The organism is Azospirillum sp. NS33, from assembly GCF_059703765.1.
Map to the genome: position 1 here is coordinate 53,641 of NZ_BAAKJB010000017.1, position 15,983 is coordinate 69,623.

Annotated in this window: 15 protein-coding genes; 5 read left to right on the forward strand and 10 right to left on the reverse strand. The window is 73.5% G+C overall.

The features are described 5' to 3' along the window. Positions 1-7 precede the first annotated feature (7 nt). Together AC6H2I_RS16050 and AC6H2I_RS16055 are read right to left on the reverse strand one after the other, a co-directional pair. Positions 8-1,558 carry an ABC transporter ATP-binding protein gene (locus AC6H2I_RS16050; RefSeq protein ID WP_497501676.1) on the reverse strand — a complete coding sequence of 517 codons (1,551 nt, stop codon included), beginning with the start codon at positions 1,556-1,558 and terminating at the stop codon, positions 8-10. A 263-nt stretch (positions 1,559-1,821) separates the two neighbouring features. After that, the gene (locus tag AC6H2I_RS16055; protein ID WP_497501677.1) at positions 1,822-3,258 is read right to left on the reverse strand and encodes a mannose-1-phosphate guanylyltransferase/mannose-6-phosphate isomerase; all 1,437 of its coding nucleotides are present in this window, start codon (positions 3,256-3,258) and stop codon (positions 1,822-1,824) included. A 192-nt stretch (positions 3,259-3,450) separates the two neighbouring features. Between AC6H2I_RS16055 and ygfZ the strand changes: the two genes are divergently transcribed. Next, a complete protein-coding gene (ygfZ, locus tag AC6H2I_RS16060) occupies positions 3,451-4,368 on the forward strand; it encodes a CAF17-like 4Fe-4S cluster assembly/insertion protein YgfZ (RefSeq protein ID WP_497501678.1) in 918 nt (305 codons plus the stop codon). A gap of 122 nt (positions 4,369-4,490) precedes the next feature. Continuing rightward, the gene (locus tag AC6H2I_RS16065; protein WP_497501679.1) at positions 4,491-5,138 is read left to right on the forward strand and encodes a PRC-barrel domain-containing protein; all 648 of its coding nucleotides are present in this window, start codon (positions 4,491-4,493) and stop codon (positions 5,136-5,138) included. A gap of 74 nt (positions 5,139-5,212) precedes the next feature. Here the strand turns inward: AC6H2I_RS16065 and AC6H2I_RS16070 are convergent, their stop codons facing one another. The 6 genes from AC6H2I_RS16070 to crcB form a co-directional block, all read right to left on the reverse strand. Continuing rightward, positions 5,213-5,908 carry an ATP12 family chaperone protein gene (locus tag AC6H2I_RS16070; protein ID WP_497501680.1) on the reverse strand — a complete coding sequence of 232 codons (696 nt, stop codon included), beginning with the start codon at positions 5,906-5,908 and terminating at the stop codon, positions 5,213-5,215. A 12-nt stretch (positions 5,909-5,920) separates the two neighbouring features. Continuing rightward, entirely contained in the window at positions 5,921-6,598 is a 678-nt protein-coding gene (locus AC6H2I_RS16075; protein WP_497501681.1) for an HAD-IA family hydrolase, read from the reverse strand. A 108-nt stretch (positions 6,599-6,706) separates the two neighbouring features. Further along, entirely contained in the window at positions 6,707-7,186 is a 480-nt protein-coding gene (locus AC6H2I_RS16080) for a cache domain-containing protein (RefSeq protein WP_497501682.1), read from the reverse strand. 78 nt (positions 7,187-7,264) lie between these two features. Next, positions 7,265-8,965, reverse strand: a complete 1,701-nt coding sequence (locus AC6H2I_RS16085; RefSeq protein ID WP_497501683.1) for a methyl-accepting chemotaxis protein — start codon at positions 8,963-8,965, stop codon at positions 7,265-7,267. 102 nt (positions 8,966-9,067) lie between these two features. Beyond that, positions 9,068-10,051, reverse strand: coding sequence for an RluA family pseudouridine synthase (locus tag AC6H2I_RS16090; protein ID WP_497501684.1), 984 nt, complete (start codon positions 10,049-10,051; stop codon positions 9,068-9,070). Between the two features lie 278 nt (positions 10,052-10,329). Then, on the reverse strand, positions 10,330-10,728 hold the full coding sequence (gene crcB / locus AC6H2I_RS16095) for a fluoride efflux transporter CrcB (protein WP_497501685.1): 399 nt from the start codon (positions 10,726-10,728) through the stop codon (positions 10,330-10,332). A gap of 217 nt (positions 10,729-10,945) precedes the next feature. Between crcB and AC6H2I_RS16100 the strand changes: the two genes are divergently transcribed. The 3 genes from AC6H2I_RS16100 (at position 10,946) to AC6H2I_RS16110 (ending at position 13,743) form a co-directional block, all read left to right on the forward strand. After that, positions 10,946-11,767, forward strand: coding sequence for an SGNH/GDSL hydrolase family protein (locus AC6H2I_RS16100; RefSeq protein WP_497501686.1), 822 nt, complete (start codon positions 10,946-10,948; stop codon positions 11,765-11,767). A gap of 133 nt (positions 11,768-11,900) precedes the next feature. Further along, positions 11,901-13,106: an OpgC family protein gene (locus AC6H2I_RS16105; protein WP_497501687.1), complete on the forward strand. Its 1,206-nt coding sequence runs from the start codon at positions 11,901-11,903 to the stop codon at positions 13,104-13,106. Between the two features lie 52 nt (positions 13,107-13,158). Beyond that, positions 13,159-13,743 (forward strand): cysteine hydrolase family protein, encoded by a 585-nt coding sequence (locus tag AC6H2I_RS16110; protein ID WP_497501688.1) that lies wholly within the window; start codon positions 13,159-13,161, stop codon positions 13,741-13,743. 39 nt (positions 13,744-13,782) lie between these two features. Here AC6H2I_RS16110 and AC6H2I_RS16115 read toward each other — a convergent pair whose 3' ends face one another. Next, entirely contained in the window at positions 13,783-14,652 is an 870-nt protein-coding gene (locus AC6H2I_RS16115; protein WP_497501689.1) for a hypothetical protein, read from the reverse strand. Next, positions 14,639-15,979: a replication-associated recombination protein A gene (locus tag AC6H2I_RS16120; protein ID WP_497501690.1), complete on the reverse strand. Its 1,341-nt coding sequence runs from the start codon at positions 15,977-15,979 to the stop codon at positions 14,639-14,641. Before AC6H2I_RS16120 ends, AC6H2I_RS16115 begins: the two co-directional genes overlap by 14 nt. Positions 15,980-15,983 lie beyond the last annotated feature (4 nt).

Below are 15,983 nucleotides of genomic sequence, written 5' to 3' on the forward strand. Positions count from 1 at the left end.
CCCACCCTCATGGCTCGCTCCCGTGGTCCGTCCCGCCGAACAGGCCGCCCATGAGCAGCCCGATCTCCTCGACGCTGGTGGCGTGGGTCGGCCGGCTCTCCGACAGGCGGCCGTGGAACAGCACGGCGATGCGGTCGCTCAACACGAACAGCTCGTCGAGGTCCTGGCTGACCACCAGCACCGCTGCCCCGCCCCGCGCCAGGTCGATCAGCGCCTGGTGGATCGCCGCCGCGGCCCCGGCGTCGACCCCCCAGGTCGGCTGGCCGACCACCAGAAGCCGCGGCTTCTGCAGGATCTCGCGGCCGATGATGAATTTCTGCAGGTTGCCGCCCGACAGCGACCGCGCCTCGGCGCGGTGGCCATGGGCGACCACGTCGAACAGCTCGATGATGCGTTCGGCGTAGCCGCGGGCCCGCCCGAAATGCACCATGCCGCGGCGCACCAGCGGCTCGCGGGCGTAGCCCGACAGCAGCGCGTTCTCCGACAGGCTCAGCTCCGGCACGGCGCCGCGGCCCAGCCGCTCCTCCGGCACGAAGGCGAGGCCCAGCTCGCGCCGGCCGCGCGGACCGAGATGGCCGACGGCGCGGCCGTCGATGCGCACCGCCCCCTCGTCGGCCACCAGGGCCTCGCCGCTCAGCGCCGCCAGCAGCTCCGCCTGGCCGTTGCCCGCCACCCCGGCGATGCCGAAGATCTCCCCCGCACGGACCGAGAATCCGACGTCCTTGAGGTTGGTGGCGAACGGGTTGTCGGAGGTGGTGGCGAGATGGCGCACCTCCAGCCGCGGCGCCGCCCCCGCCCCGTCGGCGACGAAGGGCGCGCGCTCCGGCGATGACAGCTCGGCGCCGATCATCATCTCCGCCAGCTCGCGCGCGCTGCGGGCGCGGGGGTCGCAGGCCGCGACCACGCGGCCGCCGCGCAGCACCGTGGCGCGGTCGCACAGCGTGCGGATCTCCTCCAGCTTGTGCGAGATGTAGAGGATGGTGCGGCCCTCGGCGGCCAGCCGGCGCAGCGTCTCGAACAGCCGCTGCACCTCCTGGGGCGTCAGCACCGAGGTCGGCTCGTCCATGATCAGCAGCCGGGGGTCCTGCAGCAGGCAGCGCACGATCTCCACCCGCTGGCGCTCCCCCACCGACAGGTCGAAGACGTGGCGCCGCGGGTCGAGCGCCAGGCCGTAGCGCTCGGACACGCTGCGGATGCGCTCCTCCAGCGCCTTCATCGGCCCGGCGCCGTCGAGGCCCAGCGCCACGTTCTCCGCCACCGTCAGCGTGTCGAACAGGGAGAAGTGCTGGAACACCATGCCGATGCCCAGGCCCCGCGCCGCCGCCGGGTCGGCCACCGCGACCTCGTCGCCCTCCCACGCCATGCCACCGGCGTCGGCGTGCAGCACGCCGTAGATGATCTTGACCAGCGTGCTCTTGCCCGCCCCGTTCTCGCCCAGCAGCGCGTGGATCTCGCCCGGCAGCAGGGTCAGGTCGACCGAGTCGTTGGCGAGGCAGCCGGGGAACCGCTTGGTGATGCCCCGCAGGGCAAGGCGCGGGATCGGCGCCGCGGGCGGCAACGCGGCGGCCGGCGGGGGGGCCGCCGGGGGGGCCGCCGGGGGGGCCGGAGGGACGGCTGGCGGGTCGGCGGGTGATGGCCCGGAATGGGGAGGCTCGGGGGACAAGGGCGGCACGGTCCTGGCGTGGGGGTGGGGCCGGAGGGCGACCCGGCAATGCCAGCGTCGTGCCAGCGTCAGCGGTACAGTAGTCCGGCGCCCATGCCCCCCGTCAACATCCCCGGCGCCGCACGACTCACGGGCATATGCCGCTTTTCGCGGCGTCGTCAGCCGCGGCCGTAGGTGTCCTCCAGACGCACGATGTCGTCCTCGCCGAGGTACGCGCCGGATTGCACCTCGATGATCGAGAGCGGCAGCTTGCCCGGGTTCTCGAGGCGGTGGACGGTCCCCATGGGGATGTAGATGGACTGGTTCTCGTAGACCATCAGCGTCTCCTCGCCCCGGGTCACCAGGGCGGTGCCCTGAACCACGACCCAGTGCTCGGCGCGGTGGTGGTGCATCTGCAGGGACAGCCGCGCCCCCGGGGCGATGGTCAGGCACTTCACCTGGAAGCGATGGCCGGTGTCCAGCGAGCGGTAGGTGCCCCAGGGACGGTGCACGGTGCGATGGCTGACCGGCTCCGGCCGGCCGGCCGCCTTCAGGCGTTCGACCACCGCCTTGACCTCCTGCACGCGCTCCCGGCTGGCCACCAGGACGGCGTCGTCGGTGACGACGACGACCGCGTCGTCGAGCCCGACCACCGCCGTCAGATGGTTGTCGGAGCGGACGTAGCAGTTGCGGGCGTCCTCGGTGATGACGTCGCCCACCGCGACGTTGCCCTGGCCGTCCTTGGCGCCGATCTCCCACAGCGCCGACCAGGCGCCGACGTCGGTCCAGCCGAGGTCGCAGGGCACCACCGCCGCCGCCGCCGTCTTTTCCATCACGGCGTAGTCGATCGACAGCGACGGCGCGGCGGCGAAGGCCGCGGACTCCAGGCGCAGGAAGTCGAGGTCGCGCGCCCCGCCCTCCAGCGCCCGGCGGGCGGCGGCGAGGATCGCCGGGGCGTGGCGTTCCAGCTCCTCGATCAGGCGCTTGGCGGGAAACAGGAACATGCCGCTGTTCCAGGCGTGCGCGCCGTCGGCGACGAAGGCCTGCGCGCGTTCGAGCGCGGGCTTCTCGACGAAGGCGTCGACGCGGAACACCCCGGCGTGACCGTCCAGCGCCGCGCCGCGCCGGATGTAGCCGTAGCCCGTCTCCGGCGCCGTCGGGGTGATGCCGAAGGTGACGAGGAGGCCATCGCCGGCGGCGGCCGCGGCGCGGTCCACGGCCTCGGCGAAGGCGGCGGTGTCCTGGATCAGGTGGTCGGCCGGCAGCACCAGGAGCAGCGCCTCGGGGTCGGTGACGGCCAGCGCCGCCACCGCGCAGGCAGCGGCGGTGTTGCGCCCCACCGGCTCCAGCACGATGGCACCGGGAGCGACGCCGATCTGGCGCAGCTGCTCGGCGATGACGAAGCGGTGCTCGTGGTTGCACACCACCAGGGGCGGCGCGTAGCGGTCCGCGTCGGCGACCCGGCGCACCGTGTCCTGGAGCATCGAGCGGTCGGAGCACAGGGGCAGGAGCTGCTTGGGATAGAGCTCCCGCGACATCGGCCACAGGCGGGAGCCGGAGCCGCCGGAAAGGAGGACCGGAACGATGGGGCGGTGTGCGCTCGATGCGGGGGGCATGGTGCTGGCGGATCCGTGACGTCTGCGGTGTCGCGGGCGCACTCTGCCGCGATCCCCCGGGAAAAGGGAAGCCCCCATTGCGCACCGGAAAGCGGCGCCGCGGCGGCGGCCGGATGCAATCACCCTTGCCCCGACGTCGCGACCCGCACACCTTCTACCACGAACGACGCGACGATCGGGATGGAGGCCGGCATGGGTGACGGAACGGCGGTGTGGACGGTGCTGGAGGAGCGCGGGCTGGTGGCCGTGACCGGCGAGGACCGGGTGACCTTCCTCCAGGGGCTGGTGTCCAACGACGTCCGCGCCGCCGGGCCGGAACGGGCGCTCTACACCCTGTTCCTCACGGCCCAGGGCAAGTACCTCCACGACTTCTTCGTGATCGCGGCGCCGGACGCCGTGCTGCTGGACGTCGAGGCGCCGCGCCGCGGCGACCTGATGCGCCGCCTCAAGATGTACAAGCTGCGCTCCAAGGTCGCCCTGGAGGACCGCGGCGACGACCATCTCGTCGCCGCCGCGTTCGGCCCCGCGGCCCTGGCGCGGCTCGGCCTGCCGGACGAGCCCGGCGCCGCCCGGGCCTTCGCCGGAGGGGTCGCGTACACGGACCCGCGGCTGGGCGCGCTGGGGGCACGGGTCCTGCTGCCGGGCGGCGCACGGCGCGGGGAGTCGCTGGCGGCCCTGGCCGCGGCCGGGCTGACGGAGGCCGCCGCCGGTGCCTACGACCATCTGCGGCTGGAGCTGGGCGTTCCCGACGGCAGCCGCGACCTGGAGGTGGAGCGGGCGATCCCGCTGGAAAACAACCTCGACGAGCTGCGCGCCATCTCCTGGGACAAGGGCTGCTACATGGGCCAGGAGCTGACGGCGCGCACCCGCTACCGCGCGCTCATCAAGAAGCGGCTGACGCCGGTCCGCGTCGACGGCCCGCTGCCCGACCCGGGCACACCGGTCACCCTGGGGGAGCGGACGGTGGGCGAGGTGCGCGGCGGCGGCGGCGCCCGGGCCCTCGCTCTGCTCCGCCTGGAGGACATGGAGAGGGCCGCCGCCGAGGGGCAGCCGCTCCGCGCCGGCGAATCGACGCTGGTTCCCGAGCCGCCGAAATGGAGAACAAATTGAGTATCGGGGCCATGCTGAAAGTGGTGCGCCAAAAGAGGCGCCCCTGTCCGTGAATGGAAACGCTCCGGCCGGTGTTCTTATGCATGCCACAGGCAAAGCTTGAACACCCAAAGGAGTTTGCAATGCGGAGGGAATTGATCGCTGCCGTTTCCGCGCTGGCGCTGATGACGGGAGCCGCCTACGCGCAGGACGCGGAGCCGAAGGCCGGTGCGGACACCACCGCCCAGCCGCAGATCATGGACGACCAGGCCGACATGGACCTGAAGGCGGACATGAAGGCGGATGACTCCGCCGCGGCTGCGGACACCGATCTGAACGCCGACAGCGCGATCGACAGCGACGCCGCCGTGTCGGCACCGGCCCCGACCACCGGGGGCGCCGCCATGACCACCGACACCACCACCCGCGTCGGCGCCGACATGGCGACCGTCGAGAAGATGCTGGGCGCCGACGTGATCGGGGCCGACGGCGAGGATCTGGGCGAGGTGGAGGACGTGATCCTCGACAGCTCGGGCAAGGCGACGCAGCTCGTCATCGCGTCGGGCGGCTTCCTGGGCATCGGCGAGAAGGAGGTCGCGGTCGACTTCGCCGACGCGACCTGGAACGAGGCCGAGGAGCAGGTCCAGCTCAGCGGCCTGACTCAGGACCAGATCGGGGACATGGCGGACTTCGAGTATTCCGACACCACCACGTCCCTGAACCGCCGCATGGAGCAGGAGGCGGCCCCCGCGACGCCGGCCACCCCGGCGGCCCCGGCCGTCAACCAGTAACGCCCGACGTCCGGTCGCGCGTGCGATGCCCCCCGCGGTCCGCCGCGGAGGGCATTGCGTTGCCCGGTCGGCGGCTACCCGCGGATGCGGTCGGCGAAACGCCGCGCCGCATCGATGTCGGCGCGCAGGGCGGCGCGGCGCCGGACGGTTTCCGGGTCCTCCCCCCATTGCTCGATCTGGTAGGTCTCGTCGATCTGCGAGATCTCGAAGGCCGCCGTCGCGTCGATCCGGCCGTCCAGGAGGGCCAGGCCGAGGACCAGGGATCCGCAGGCCGAGGTCGCCGTCTGCAGCGCCGTGAGCGACCAGTCGTCCCGGGCGGCCACCGCGCTGTGAAGGGCGCGCAGCGCCCCGGCCGGCTGGGGCTGCGGCATCAGGCCGGCCCACACCTGCAAGGGCGCGTCATAGCGCAGCGTGGCCCAGTCCAGCAGCGGCTGCCATGCCCGGGCCTGGCGCTCGACCAGGGCCTGCGGGTGCTCGGCGCGGTAGCACAGCAGGTCCGTCTCGGCGTACCGGGCCACCCCGGCGACGATCTCGTCCCGCTTGCCCGGCACCACGTCCACCGCCGTCGCGGACAGCTGCATCAGCGGCATCGCGTGCGGCACCACCTGATCGCCCTGGGCCTCCCATTCCGCGGCCACGGCACGGGCCAGCGGCTCGGCCGCGAACAGCAGTCGGGCCTTGGCCGGGCTGCGCACCGGGCGGCCATCCAGCCGCACCTCCCAGCCGTCAGGGCTCGCCGCGACGTCGACGCTCTTGTAGAAACGCTTCATGCTCTCCCGTCCTCAGGGCCGCGGATCACCACTCAACAGCGCCAGCACCGCGTCCGCCACCGCGTCGCCGTCGTCGACGATCCGGTCCGCTCCCGCCGCGACCAGTTCGGCCACCGCGTGATACCCCCACGACACGCCGACCGACGGGATGCGGGCGTTCGCCGCCATCTGGATGTCGAACGTGGTGTCGCCGATCATCACCGCAGCACCGGCCCCGCTCATCGCCAGCGCCCGGCGCACCATCTCCGGATGGGGCTTGCCGGGACCGACATCGCCGGTCTGCAGGGTGACGAAGCGGTCGGCGAGCCCGTGCGCCTCGAGCACGGCCTGAAGGCCGCGGCGCGACTTGCCGGTCGCGACGCCCAGCAGCACGCCATCCGCGTCCAGGGCATCGAGGCTGTCCCGGATGCCGGGGAACAGCGGCTCCGCCGGCTCGCGGCGGCGCAGGTCGAGGAACGCGTCGCGGTAGACGTCGGCGATCGCCTGATGGGTCGCCCCGTCGTGCTCGGGCAGCAGCAGGGCGACCGCCTGGACCAGCGGCAGCCCGACGACGCGGCGCACGGCGGCGTGGTCGGGCGCCGCCAGCCCGTGCGCCCCCCACGCGGCCGTCATGGCGGCGACGATCATGTGCTGGCTGTCGACGAGGGTACCGTCGCAGTCGAACAGGGCGAGGCGGAGGGGGCTGGTCATCGGCTTCGGCGGGCGCTGGAACGAACCGTCGCAGCCTTAGCACAGAAGGCCGGCGGCGCCCACCCCCCGGCGAGGGGCGGGCCCGGCCGGCCGGTCACTTCCGGCCGGTCACTTCCGGTCGTACACGCCGACCATGAACAGCAGACCGTCGTGCTGCTTGACCCAGGTCTTCTTGGGGTCGAGCTTCTTGGTCGTCGGGTTGGTCCAGACATAGTCGACCCAGCCACCCCCCGGGCTCGACCGACCGGAGTCGACCATGGCGCGGACGATCTGCTTGCCGTTGACGTCCTTCAGCTCCATCAGGTTCTTGTTGATGAGCCCCTTGTTGACGCCGTGGGCGAGGAACACGCCGTCGAGGTCGCTGACGATGACGTAGAGGTCGCGGTCGTTGAAGCCGCCCTGGGGGTTGGAGAAGTCGGCCAGAGCGGCCTCCCGCCCCTTGGCGTCGTAGTGGGCGATGGCCTTCTCGACGAGTGCGGTCGCCTCGGCGGCGGAGCCGACGCCGTCGGCGGCGCGGGCCGGCCCGGCCGGGCTGAGGGCGGCGGCGGCGAATAGGGCGGCGGCCATGAGAACGGTGCGGCGGAACATGGGAACTCCCTGTGGTGGCGGTTCGGTGGTGGCGGTTCGGTGGTGGCGGTGGGGCGGCCCCGGTGCCGGGGCGGCGGGTCAGGCGCGCTTGAGCCGGCTCACCAGCCCGTCCACCTGGCCGCGCAGGCGGTCGAACTCACCGACCAGGCGGTCGGTGGTGGCGCGCACCGTGGTGGCGGCGGAGCCGGTGCGCTCGGCCACCTGCTGGACGTTCTGGATGTCGCACGACACGCTGCGCGTGCCGGTGGCGGCGTCGCTGCAGTTCCGGCTGATCTCGGCGGTCGCGGTGCCCTGGTCCTCGACGGCCCCGGCGATCAGGGCCAGCGCCTCGTCAATGCGCTTGATGGTGTCGCCGATCGCCTTGATCTCGCCGACCGACTGGGCGGTCGCCGCCTTGATCCCGGCGATCTCGGCGGTGATCTCCTCGGTCGCCCGGGCGGTCTGGTTGGCCAGGTTCTTGACCTCCTGGGCGACGATGGCGAAGCCCTTGCCGGCGTCGCCGGCGCGCGCCGCCTCGATCGTCGCGTTCAGCGCCAGCAGGTTGGTCTGGCTGGCGATCTCGGTGATCAGGCCGACCACCTGGCCGATCTTCTCGCCGGCGCTGGCCAGCCCCTGGACCGTGCTGTCGGTGCGCGCCGCCTGGGCCACCGCGTCGCGGGCCGTGCGCGAGGATTCCGACACCTGCCGGGCGATGGCGGTGATCGAGCCGGCGAGCCGCTCGGCCGCCTGGGCCACCGATTCCACGTTGCCGTTGGCCTGCTCCGACGAGACCGCCACGTTGGAGGATTGGCGCGACGTCTCCTGCGCGCTGGTGGCCATCGAGGCCGCCTCCTGCCGAATCGCGCCGGTCGCCTCCGACACCGCCGCCATGGCCGCCCGAAGGCTGTCCTCCAGGTCCCTGGCGACGCCCTGCATGGCGGCGCGCCGCTCCTCCTCGGCGCGCCGCCGGGTGGCGTCCTGCTCGGCCTGCAGGGCGTCGACCCGTTCGCCGTTGCGCTTGAACACCTCCACGGTGCGGGCGATGTCGCCGATCTCGTCGCGTCGCCCGGTGCCCGGGACGGTCACGCCGTGGTCGCCTTCGGCCAGGCGCTGCATGACCGCGGTCATGCCGCGCACCGGGCCGGCGATGGCCCGCCCGACCAGCCACGACACCAGGGCCGCCAGCACTGTGCCGACCGCCGCCGTGCCGATGAACAGGCGCTGCGCGGCGGCGCTGTCGGCCGCCGCGGCGCGGTGGGCGGCGTCGGCGGCGCCGTGCTCCAGTTCGACGATTTCGTTGAGGGTCGCAAGCAGCGCCTCGAAATCGCCCTGGGCGGTCCACATCCACGACACCGCGGCGGTGAACTCGATGTCCAGCATGTCCAGCATGTTGCGGGCGTTGGTGCGGTACGCCGCGATCTGGCGGTCGAGCCGCTCCAGCAGCGCCGCTTCGGCGGGCGCGATCGTGAAGGTCTCGCGGAACGACCGCAGCCCCTCCCCGGCGGCGTCGATGGCGGCGCGGTAGCGCCCGGCGATCTCGGCCACCTTCCCGGCGTCCACCCCGGCGGCGTTCCACGTCAGCATGCGGTAGAGCTCGGTGTGCGCCCCCTGCACGGTGCTGGCGACCGAGGCGCTGCGGATCGCCTTGGCGAAGGCGACCGTGGCGATCTCGTCGGCCGCGTGCTGCTGGTCGCGCAGCGCCATCGTGCCGAGCGCCGCGATCGCCAGAATTCCCAGAACCGCGAAGATCGGCGCGATCGAAACCTTCGTGCCGATCCGGACGTTGTCGACCACACGCATGGCGTTACCCCCAAGCCGAACACTCGCCGGAGTATTGGCGGGGCACTTGACCGGAGGCAAGCCACATTTGGTTGCAGCGCAGAAACCCGTGCGCCGATTTTGTCATTCGAACGCGGCGAACGGATCTTCCCTGAGGTTCGGATCGAAGCCGAGATACGCCCATGTGGCGAGCATGTGGTCGGGCAGCACAGCCGTCACGTCGATGGTGCGGCCGCCGCGGGGGTGCGGCAGGATGAGGCGGCGGGCGTGAAGGTGCACCTTCCTGGCGACCTCCGCCCCGGTCAGGAAGGCGTCGGTCCCGCCGTATTTGCCGTCGCCCAGGATCGGCGCGCCGATGGCGGCCATGTGGACGCGCAACTGGTGGGTGCGCCCGGTCAGCGGCCAGAGCGCCACGAACGCCGCCTTCTTTCCGGCGTTCTCCAGCACGCTGTAGAGGCTGACCGCCCGCTTGCCATCCTCCTCGTCGGCCGCCACGCGCTCGCCGCGCACGCTTCCCTCCTTGGCCAGCGCCAGGTCGATCTTGCCCTGGTAGGGCTTGGGAACGCCGACGGTGGCCGCCCAGTAGATCTTGCGCACGTCGTGGGTCCGGAACATCTCCGCCAGCTTCGCCGCGGCGAAGGTGTTGCGCGCCAGCAGCAGCACGCCCGAGGTGTCCTTGTCCAGGCGGTGCACCAGCTTGGGCCGCTCCTCCGCGCCGAAGCGCAGGGCGTCGAGCATGGCGTCGAGATGCTTGGACGTGCCCGTCCCACCCTGCACCGCCAGGCCGGCCGGCTTGTCGAAGGCGATCACGTCGTCGTCGCGGTAGAGCACCCGGGCCTGCAGGGCCACGGCCTCGCTCGCCCGCACCACCGGCGCCGCCGGCCGGACCCGGACGGGGGCGTCGCCCGGCACCGTCAGGGGCGGCACGCGGACCGCCTGGCCGGCGGCGAGCCGGGTGTTGGCCTCCGCCCGCTTGCCGTCGACCCGCACCTGCCCCGTGCGCAGCAGGCGCTGCAGATGGCCGTGGGTGAGGTCGGGGTAATGGCGGCGGAACCAGCGGTCGAGCCGGGCGTCGGCGTCGTCGGCCGCCACCGTGCGCGTCTCCACCGCGCCACCGCCGGGCCCGCCATCAGCCGACGGGGGCGCGCCTGCCGGCGGCCTGCCCGTGAGCGCCGGCCCCCTGGGCGCCCGGCCCGGCAGCGCCTTGCCAGCCGGCGGCTTGCCAGCGGGCGCCTTGCCAACGGGCGCCTTGCCAGCGGGCGCCTTGCCAGCGGGCGCCTTGCCAGCGGGCGCCTTCCCCGCCGGCGCCTTGGCCCTGGGTGGGCCGCCCGCCGGTGTCTTGCCCCTGGGGGCGTTGCCGGCGGCCGGCTTGCGGGGACCCGGGCTCATGACAGCCCCCCGCCGGCCAGCGACCGCACCAGGGCCATGCCGGCGAAGAATCCGGCGATCGTCAGGACCAGCGTGCCCAGCACGTACATTCCTGCCTCCACATAGGCGTTGCGCCCCGTCAGCGCGCCGACGTCGAGCGCGAACGAGGAAAAGGTGGTGAAGCCGCCGAGGACGCCGACCATCACCAGCGCCCGCACCTCCGGCGCCGGCGACCACACCAGGGCGGCCAGCTCGGCCAGGGCGCCCATGACGAAGCAGCCGGCCACGTTGACGGCCATGGTGGCGAAGGGAAACGCCGTCCCGAGCCACTGGCCGACCGCGGCCATGGCGAGGTAGCGCCCGACGGAGCCGAGCGCGCCGCCGGCGGCGACGGCAAGAATGGAGGAGACAGACACGGGACGGAACCCCTTCAGCGGACCGGTGACGCGGCGGATGGCGCAGTATAGCCGGTTCCGCCGCCCCGCCGTCACCGCGACGGCGTCCTTTGCCAGCCCCGCTCCGCCAAATCCAGGAGAATCGGCGCGCCAGCCCCGCCATTCATGGTTAACGACTTGTTTACCGCACCCGCCGACACTGTGCACCGCAACATTGGCAGCGCGGATGGAGGGGGGCATGGGCGGACGGTGTGCGGCGGCGGTCCTGGCGGCGGTCCTGGCGGTCGCCCCGGTGTGGGGCGGGGCGGCCGCGGCGGCGGACATCCCCCGGCCGGGCGCCGCGGAGGGGGCCGTGGACGCGGCCGGGTGCGGGCCGTTCGCCGACGACGCCTGGGCGGACGCGGGCGTGGCGGCGGCCGTGGCGCGCACCCGCGACACGCTGGCCGCGAGCCGGCCCCTCACCGTGGTGGCGCTGGGCTCGTCGAGCACCGAAGGGGTCGGCGCCTCGACCCCCGCGAAGACCTACCCCGCCCAGCTCCAGGCCATGCTGGGCGCGCGCACGGGCGGCGCGACGGTGGCCGTGCTGAACAAGGGACGGGGCGGCGAGACCGCCGCCGCCAATCTCGCCCGGCTCGACGCCGACGTGCTGGCGGCGCGGCCGGACCTGGTGGTCTGGCAGATCGGCACCAACGACGGGTTCCAGCGGGTCCCGGTGACGGACTTCATCGCGGTGGTGCGCGACGGCGCGGCGCGCATCCGCGCCGCCGGAGCCGAGCTGGTGCTGATGAACCCCCAGTTCTTTCCCGGCGAGGCCGACGTGGACTCCTACGCCGACTACGTGGCCGCGGTCGCGGCGCTCGGGCGCGAGTTGGGCGTCCCCGTGGTCGACCGCCACCGCATGATGAAGGGGTGGCTGGCCAGCGGACGATTCACCGTGGGCACCATGCTCAGCCCCGACGGCTACCATCTGCGCGACCCGAGCTACCACTGCCTGGCCGCCGCGGTGGCCGACCTGCTGGCCCCGTCCGCGGCCCGCCAGCGGACCTCCGAGGCGCGCTGAGACCGGGGGTGCCGACTGGGCGGGGTACGCCCCGTGCCCCGCCCACCCCTTCGGAGAAGAGGAACCGCCGCAGGATCGGCACCGTTCCTGCTGCACCTGCTGTCGAAGAGCAGGGGCAGGAACGGGTCAGACGATGCAAACGGAACGTGACGGCCGGATCGATTTCTACCGCGGCCTCGCCCTGATCTTCATCTTCTGGGACCACACCCCCGGCAGCATTCTGGGCCAGGTCTCGATGCGGAACTTCGGTCTCAGCGATGCGGCCGAGGTGTTCGTCTTCCTGGCCGGCTACAGCGCCGCCCTCGCTTACGGCCGCTGCCTGATCCGCGACGGCGTGCTGTCGGCCGGTGTGCGCATCCTGAAGCGGGCCTGGACCCTCTACGTCGCCCACATCTTCCTGATGGTGGTGCTGATGGGGGTGGTGTTCGTGGCAAGCTCCCGCGTCGAGACACGGGACTTCGCCGACGCCCTGAACCTCGGCTATTTCGTGGTCGACACCCGGCACGCTCTGGTCGACGCCCTGATGCTGCGCTTCAAGCCGGGCCTGCTCGACCCGCTTCCCCTCTACATCGTGCTGCTGGCGGCCCTGGCGCCCCTTCTGCCGGCGCTCCTGCGCTGGCGGGGCTGGACGGTGGCGGCGTCGGCGGCCCTCTACGTCGCGGCCCTGGCCTTCGACTGGAACTTCCCCGCCCAACAGGGCGAGGAGTGGTTCTTCAACCCGCTGGCGTGGCAGTTCCTGTTCGTGCTGGGGGCGGCGGCGGCGACCCGGCCGGGCCCGGCCCCGGCCATGGACCCGGCCCCCGGCACGGCGACCGGCACGGCCCGGGGCGCGCGCTTTTCCGGTGTCGCGCTGGGTGGTGCGCTGGTGTGCCTGGCGCTGGGCGGGCTGCTGGCCCTGGCCTGGCGCTGGCCGGCCCTGCACGACGTCCTCATGCCTCCGGTCCTGGCCGACCTGATCTATCCCGTGAGCAAGACCGACCTGCACCCGCTGCGGCTGCTCCACTTCCTGGCCCTGGCGTTCTGCGCCGCGGTGCTGGTGCCCCGGGGCGCCTGGCTCGACCACCCCCTGACCGCCGAGGTCCGCCGCATCGGCCGCCACTCGCTCGAGGTCTTCTGTCTCGGCGTGATCCTGGCGCCCCTGGCCGACGTCGCCAACACCGTGGGGGACGAACGGGTGGCGGTGCAGATCCTCAGCGGCGCCGGCGGGGTGCTGGTCATGTTCGGGTTCGCCCACCTCATCGAGTGGAGCCGCGCGCTCAAGGCGCGGCCCAAGGCGGCGGTGGCACCCCGCCGGACCGAGCCCGGCGTCGCGTTCACCCCGCCGCCGTTGCGGTCGTGACGGCGGGGCCGCGGTGTGACAGCATGAGGGTCCGTCCGGAGGCCCCACCACCATGCCGCTCCCCGTGCCCTTGCCGGCCAACGCCGCCCTGCTGATCGTCGACCTGCAACGCGCCATCGACGACCCGCGCTGGGCCGCCGCCGGCCCCCGCAACACCCCGCAGGCCGAGGCCAACGTCGCCGCCCTGCTGGCGGCGTGGCGGGCCGGCGGGCGCCCGGTGGTCCATGTCCGCCACGACGAGGCGGAGTCGCGCTCGACCTACTGGGTGGGCGGCCCCGGTCACGCCTTCAAGCCGGAGGCCGAGCCGGCGCCGGGCGAGCGGGTGGTGCCGAAGACCACCAACAGCGCCTTCATCGGCACCGGGCTGGAGGCCTGGCTGACCGACCAGGGCATCGCGACCCTGGTGGTCGCCGGCGTGATCACCGAGAACAGCGTCGAGGCCACCGTGCGCATGGCCGGCAACCTCGGCTTCACCACCCTGGTGGTGGAGGACGCCTGCTTCACCTACGCCCGCCGCGACCGGCGGGGCCGGGTCTGGCCGGCCGAGGACGTGCACGCGCTGTCGCTGGCCATCATGGATGGGGAGTACGCGCGCATCGCCTCCACCGCCGACCTGCTCGCCGCGGTGTCCCGCTGACCGCGAGCGACGGACGGGACGCCGTCCGCGCCGTGCGCCCTACGCCGGGACGCCCATCCCGACGCCGAAGATCCAGCCCTCGCACCGCCGGTCCTCGGCCGTCAACGCCGGCGGCGACCAGGCCTCCCGCCGGCCGGCCAGACGCCGCAAGCCGGCCGCCGACACCAGCGCATCCGCCGCGTGGTCGCTGACGTCGGCCGGCAGGCGGGCGGGGGCGGAGCCGAGCGCGGCAAGCGCCGCATCGATGTCCGCCGGCGTGCGGATCTTGCGCAGGCCGAATCCGGCCTGCTTCAGGAACAGGCGCGGGTACATCTCCACCACCACCGTGGCGCCCGCCGCGGACTCCTCGAACGGCCAGACGGCGAGCCGGCCGCCGCCACGGGCGCGCAGGCTGCGCAGGACGCGCATGCCGGCCAGCGCGCCCGGCCCCACCTGCTTGGGCCCCAGCAGCTTGTACGGACTCTCGGGACTGCCCAGCCCGTCGGCCCGGCATTGCCGCTCGGTGCGGCGGTGGGGGGCGCCATAGCCGGCCGGCCGCGGACCGGCGCACCAGAAGTCGCAGGCATGATCGGGGTGGTCGGCGAAGGTCCGGCCGAGGAAGTCGCCGTCCCCGGCGGTGACCTGCTCCACCAGGTCCCACAGGGCGAAGGCGTCGGCGACGCCGTAGCGCCGCGCCACCGCGAAGGGCAGAGAGAAGGCGCAATCGATGCCGACCAGCGCCGGTCCGCGGTCGAGGCCGGCCAGCAGCCAGTCGTGCACCGCCGTGCGGGTCCAGCTCCGTCCCTGGGACGGGGCGACGAGGTGCGGCGGCCCGTTGCCCGTGCTGCACTCCGCCACGGCGATGCCGGCGTAGCGCGGCCCCCGGGCCCCCGACCAGTCGATGGCGACGATGCGGTCAAACCCCGTCATCGCCCTGCCGGCGCTCGCGCAGACGCGCCCAATAGTCGAGGCGCTTGCGCACCTCGCGTTCGAATCCGCGCTCCACGGGGCGGTAGAAGACCGGCCGCTCCAGCCCGTCCGGGAAGTAGTTCTGGCCGGAGAACCCCTCCGCCGTGTCGTGGTCGTAGGCGTAGCCGGCGCCGTAACCGATGTCCTTCATCAGCCGGGTCGGCGCGTTGAGGATGTGCTTGGGCGGCATCAGCGAGCCGGTCTCCTTGGCGGCGCGCTTGGCGGCTCCGAACGCCTTGTACGCCGCGTTCGACTTGGGCGCGGTGCCCAGGTAGACGACCAGTTGGGCGATCGCCAGGTCGCCCTCCGGGCTGCCCAGGCGCTCGTACGCTTCCCACGCGGCGATCGCCTGGGTCAGGGCCGCGGGGTCCGCCATGCCGATGTCCTCCACCGCGAACCGGGTCAGGCGCCGGGCGATGTAGCGCGGGTCCTCGCCGCCGGCCAGCATGCGGGCGAACCAGTAGAGCGCGGCGTCGGTGTCCGACCCGCGCAGCGCCTTGTGCAGGGCGCTGATGAGGTTGTAGTGGCCCTCCTGGGCCTTGTCGTAGAGGGGGGCACGGCGCTGCACGGTGAGCGCCAGCGCCGCCGTGTCCAGTGGCGGTCCCTCCGGCAGGGCGAACAGCTCCTCGCACAGGTTCAGGCAGAAGCGGCCGTCGCCGTCGGCCATCGCCTTCAGCGCGGCGCGCGCGTCGGGGTCGAGGGGCAGCGGCCGGCCCTCCTCGGCCTCCGCCCGGCGCAGCAGACGGTCCAGCGCCGCCTCGTCGAGGCGGTTGAGGACGAAGACCTGGCAGCGTGACAGCAGCGCGGCGTTCAGCTCGAACGACGGGTTCTCGGTGGTCGCGCCCACCAGGGTGACGGTCCCGTCCTCCACATAGGGCAGGAAGCCGTCCTGCTGGGACCGGTTGAACCGATGGATCTCGTCGATGAACAGCAGCGTGCCCTGCCCGACCGCCCGCCGCTCCCGCGCCGCCTCGAACACCCGGCGCAGATCGGCCACCCCGGAGAAGACCGCCGAGAGCGGTTCGAAGTGGAGGTCCGTGGTCTGGGCCAAGAGGCGGGCGATGGTCGTCTTCCCGCACCCCGGCGGCCCCCACAGGATCATCGAGGCCAGCCGGTGCGCCGTCACCATCCGCCCGATCGGGCCGTCGGGCCGCAGCAGATGGTCCTGCCCCACCACCGCATCCAGCCCGCCCGGGCGCAGGCGGTCGGCCAGGGGCCGGGGGGCGCCGCCGGCGAACAGCCCCGCCCCGTCCCGCTCCCCCTCTCCCGACGGGCGGCGCCGCGCCACGCCG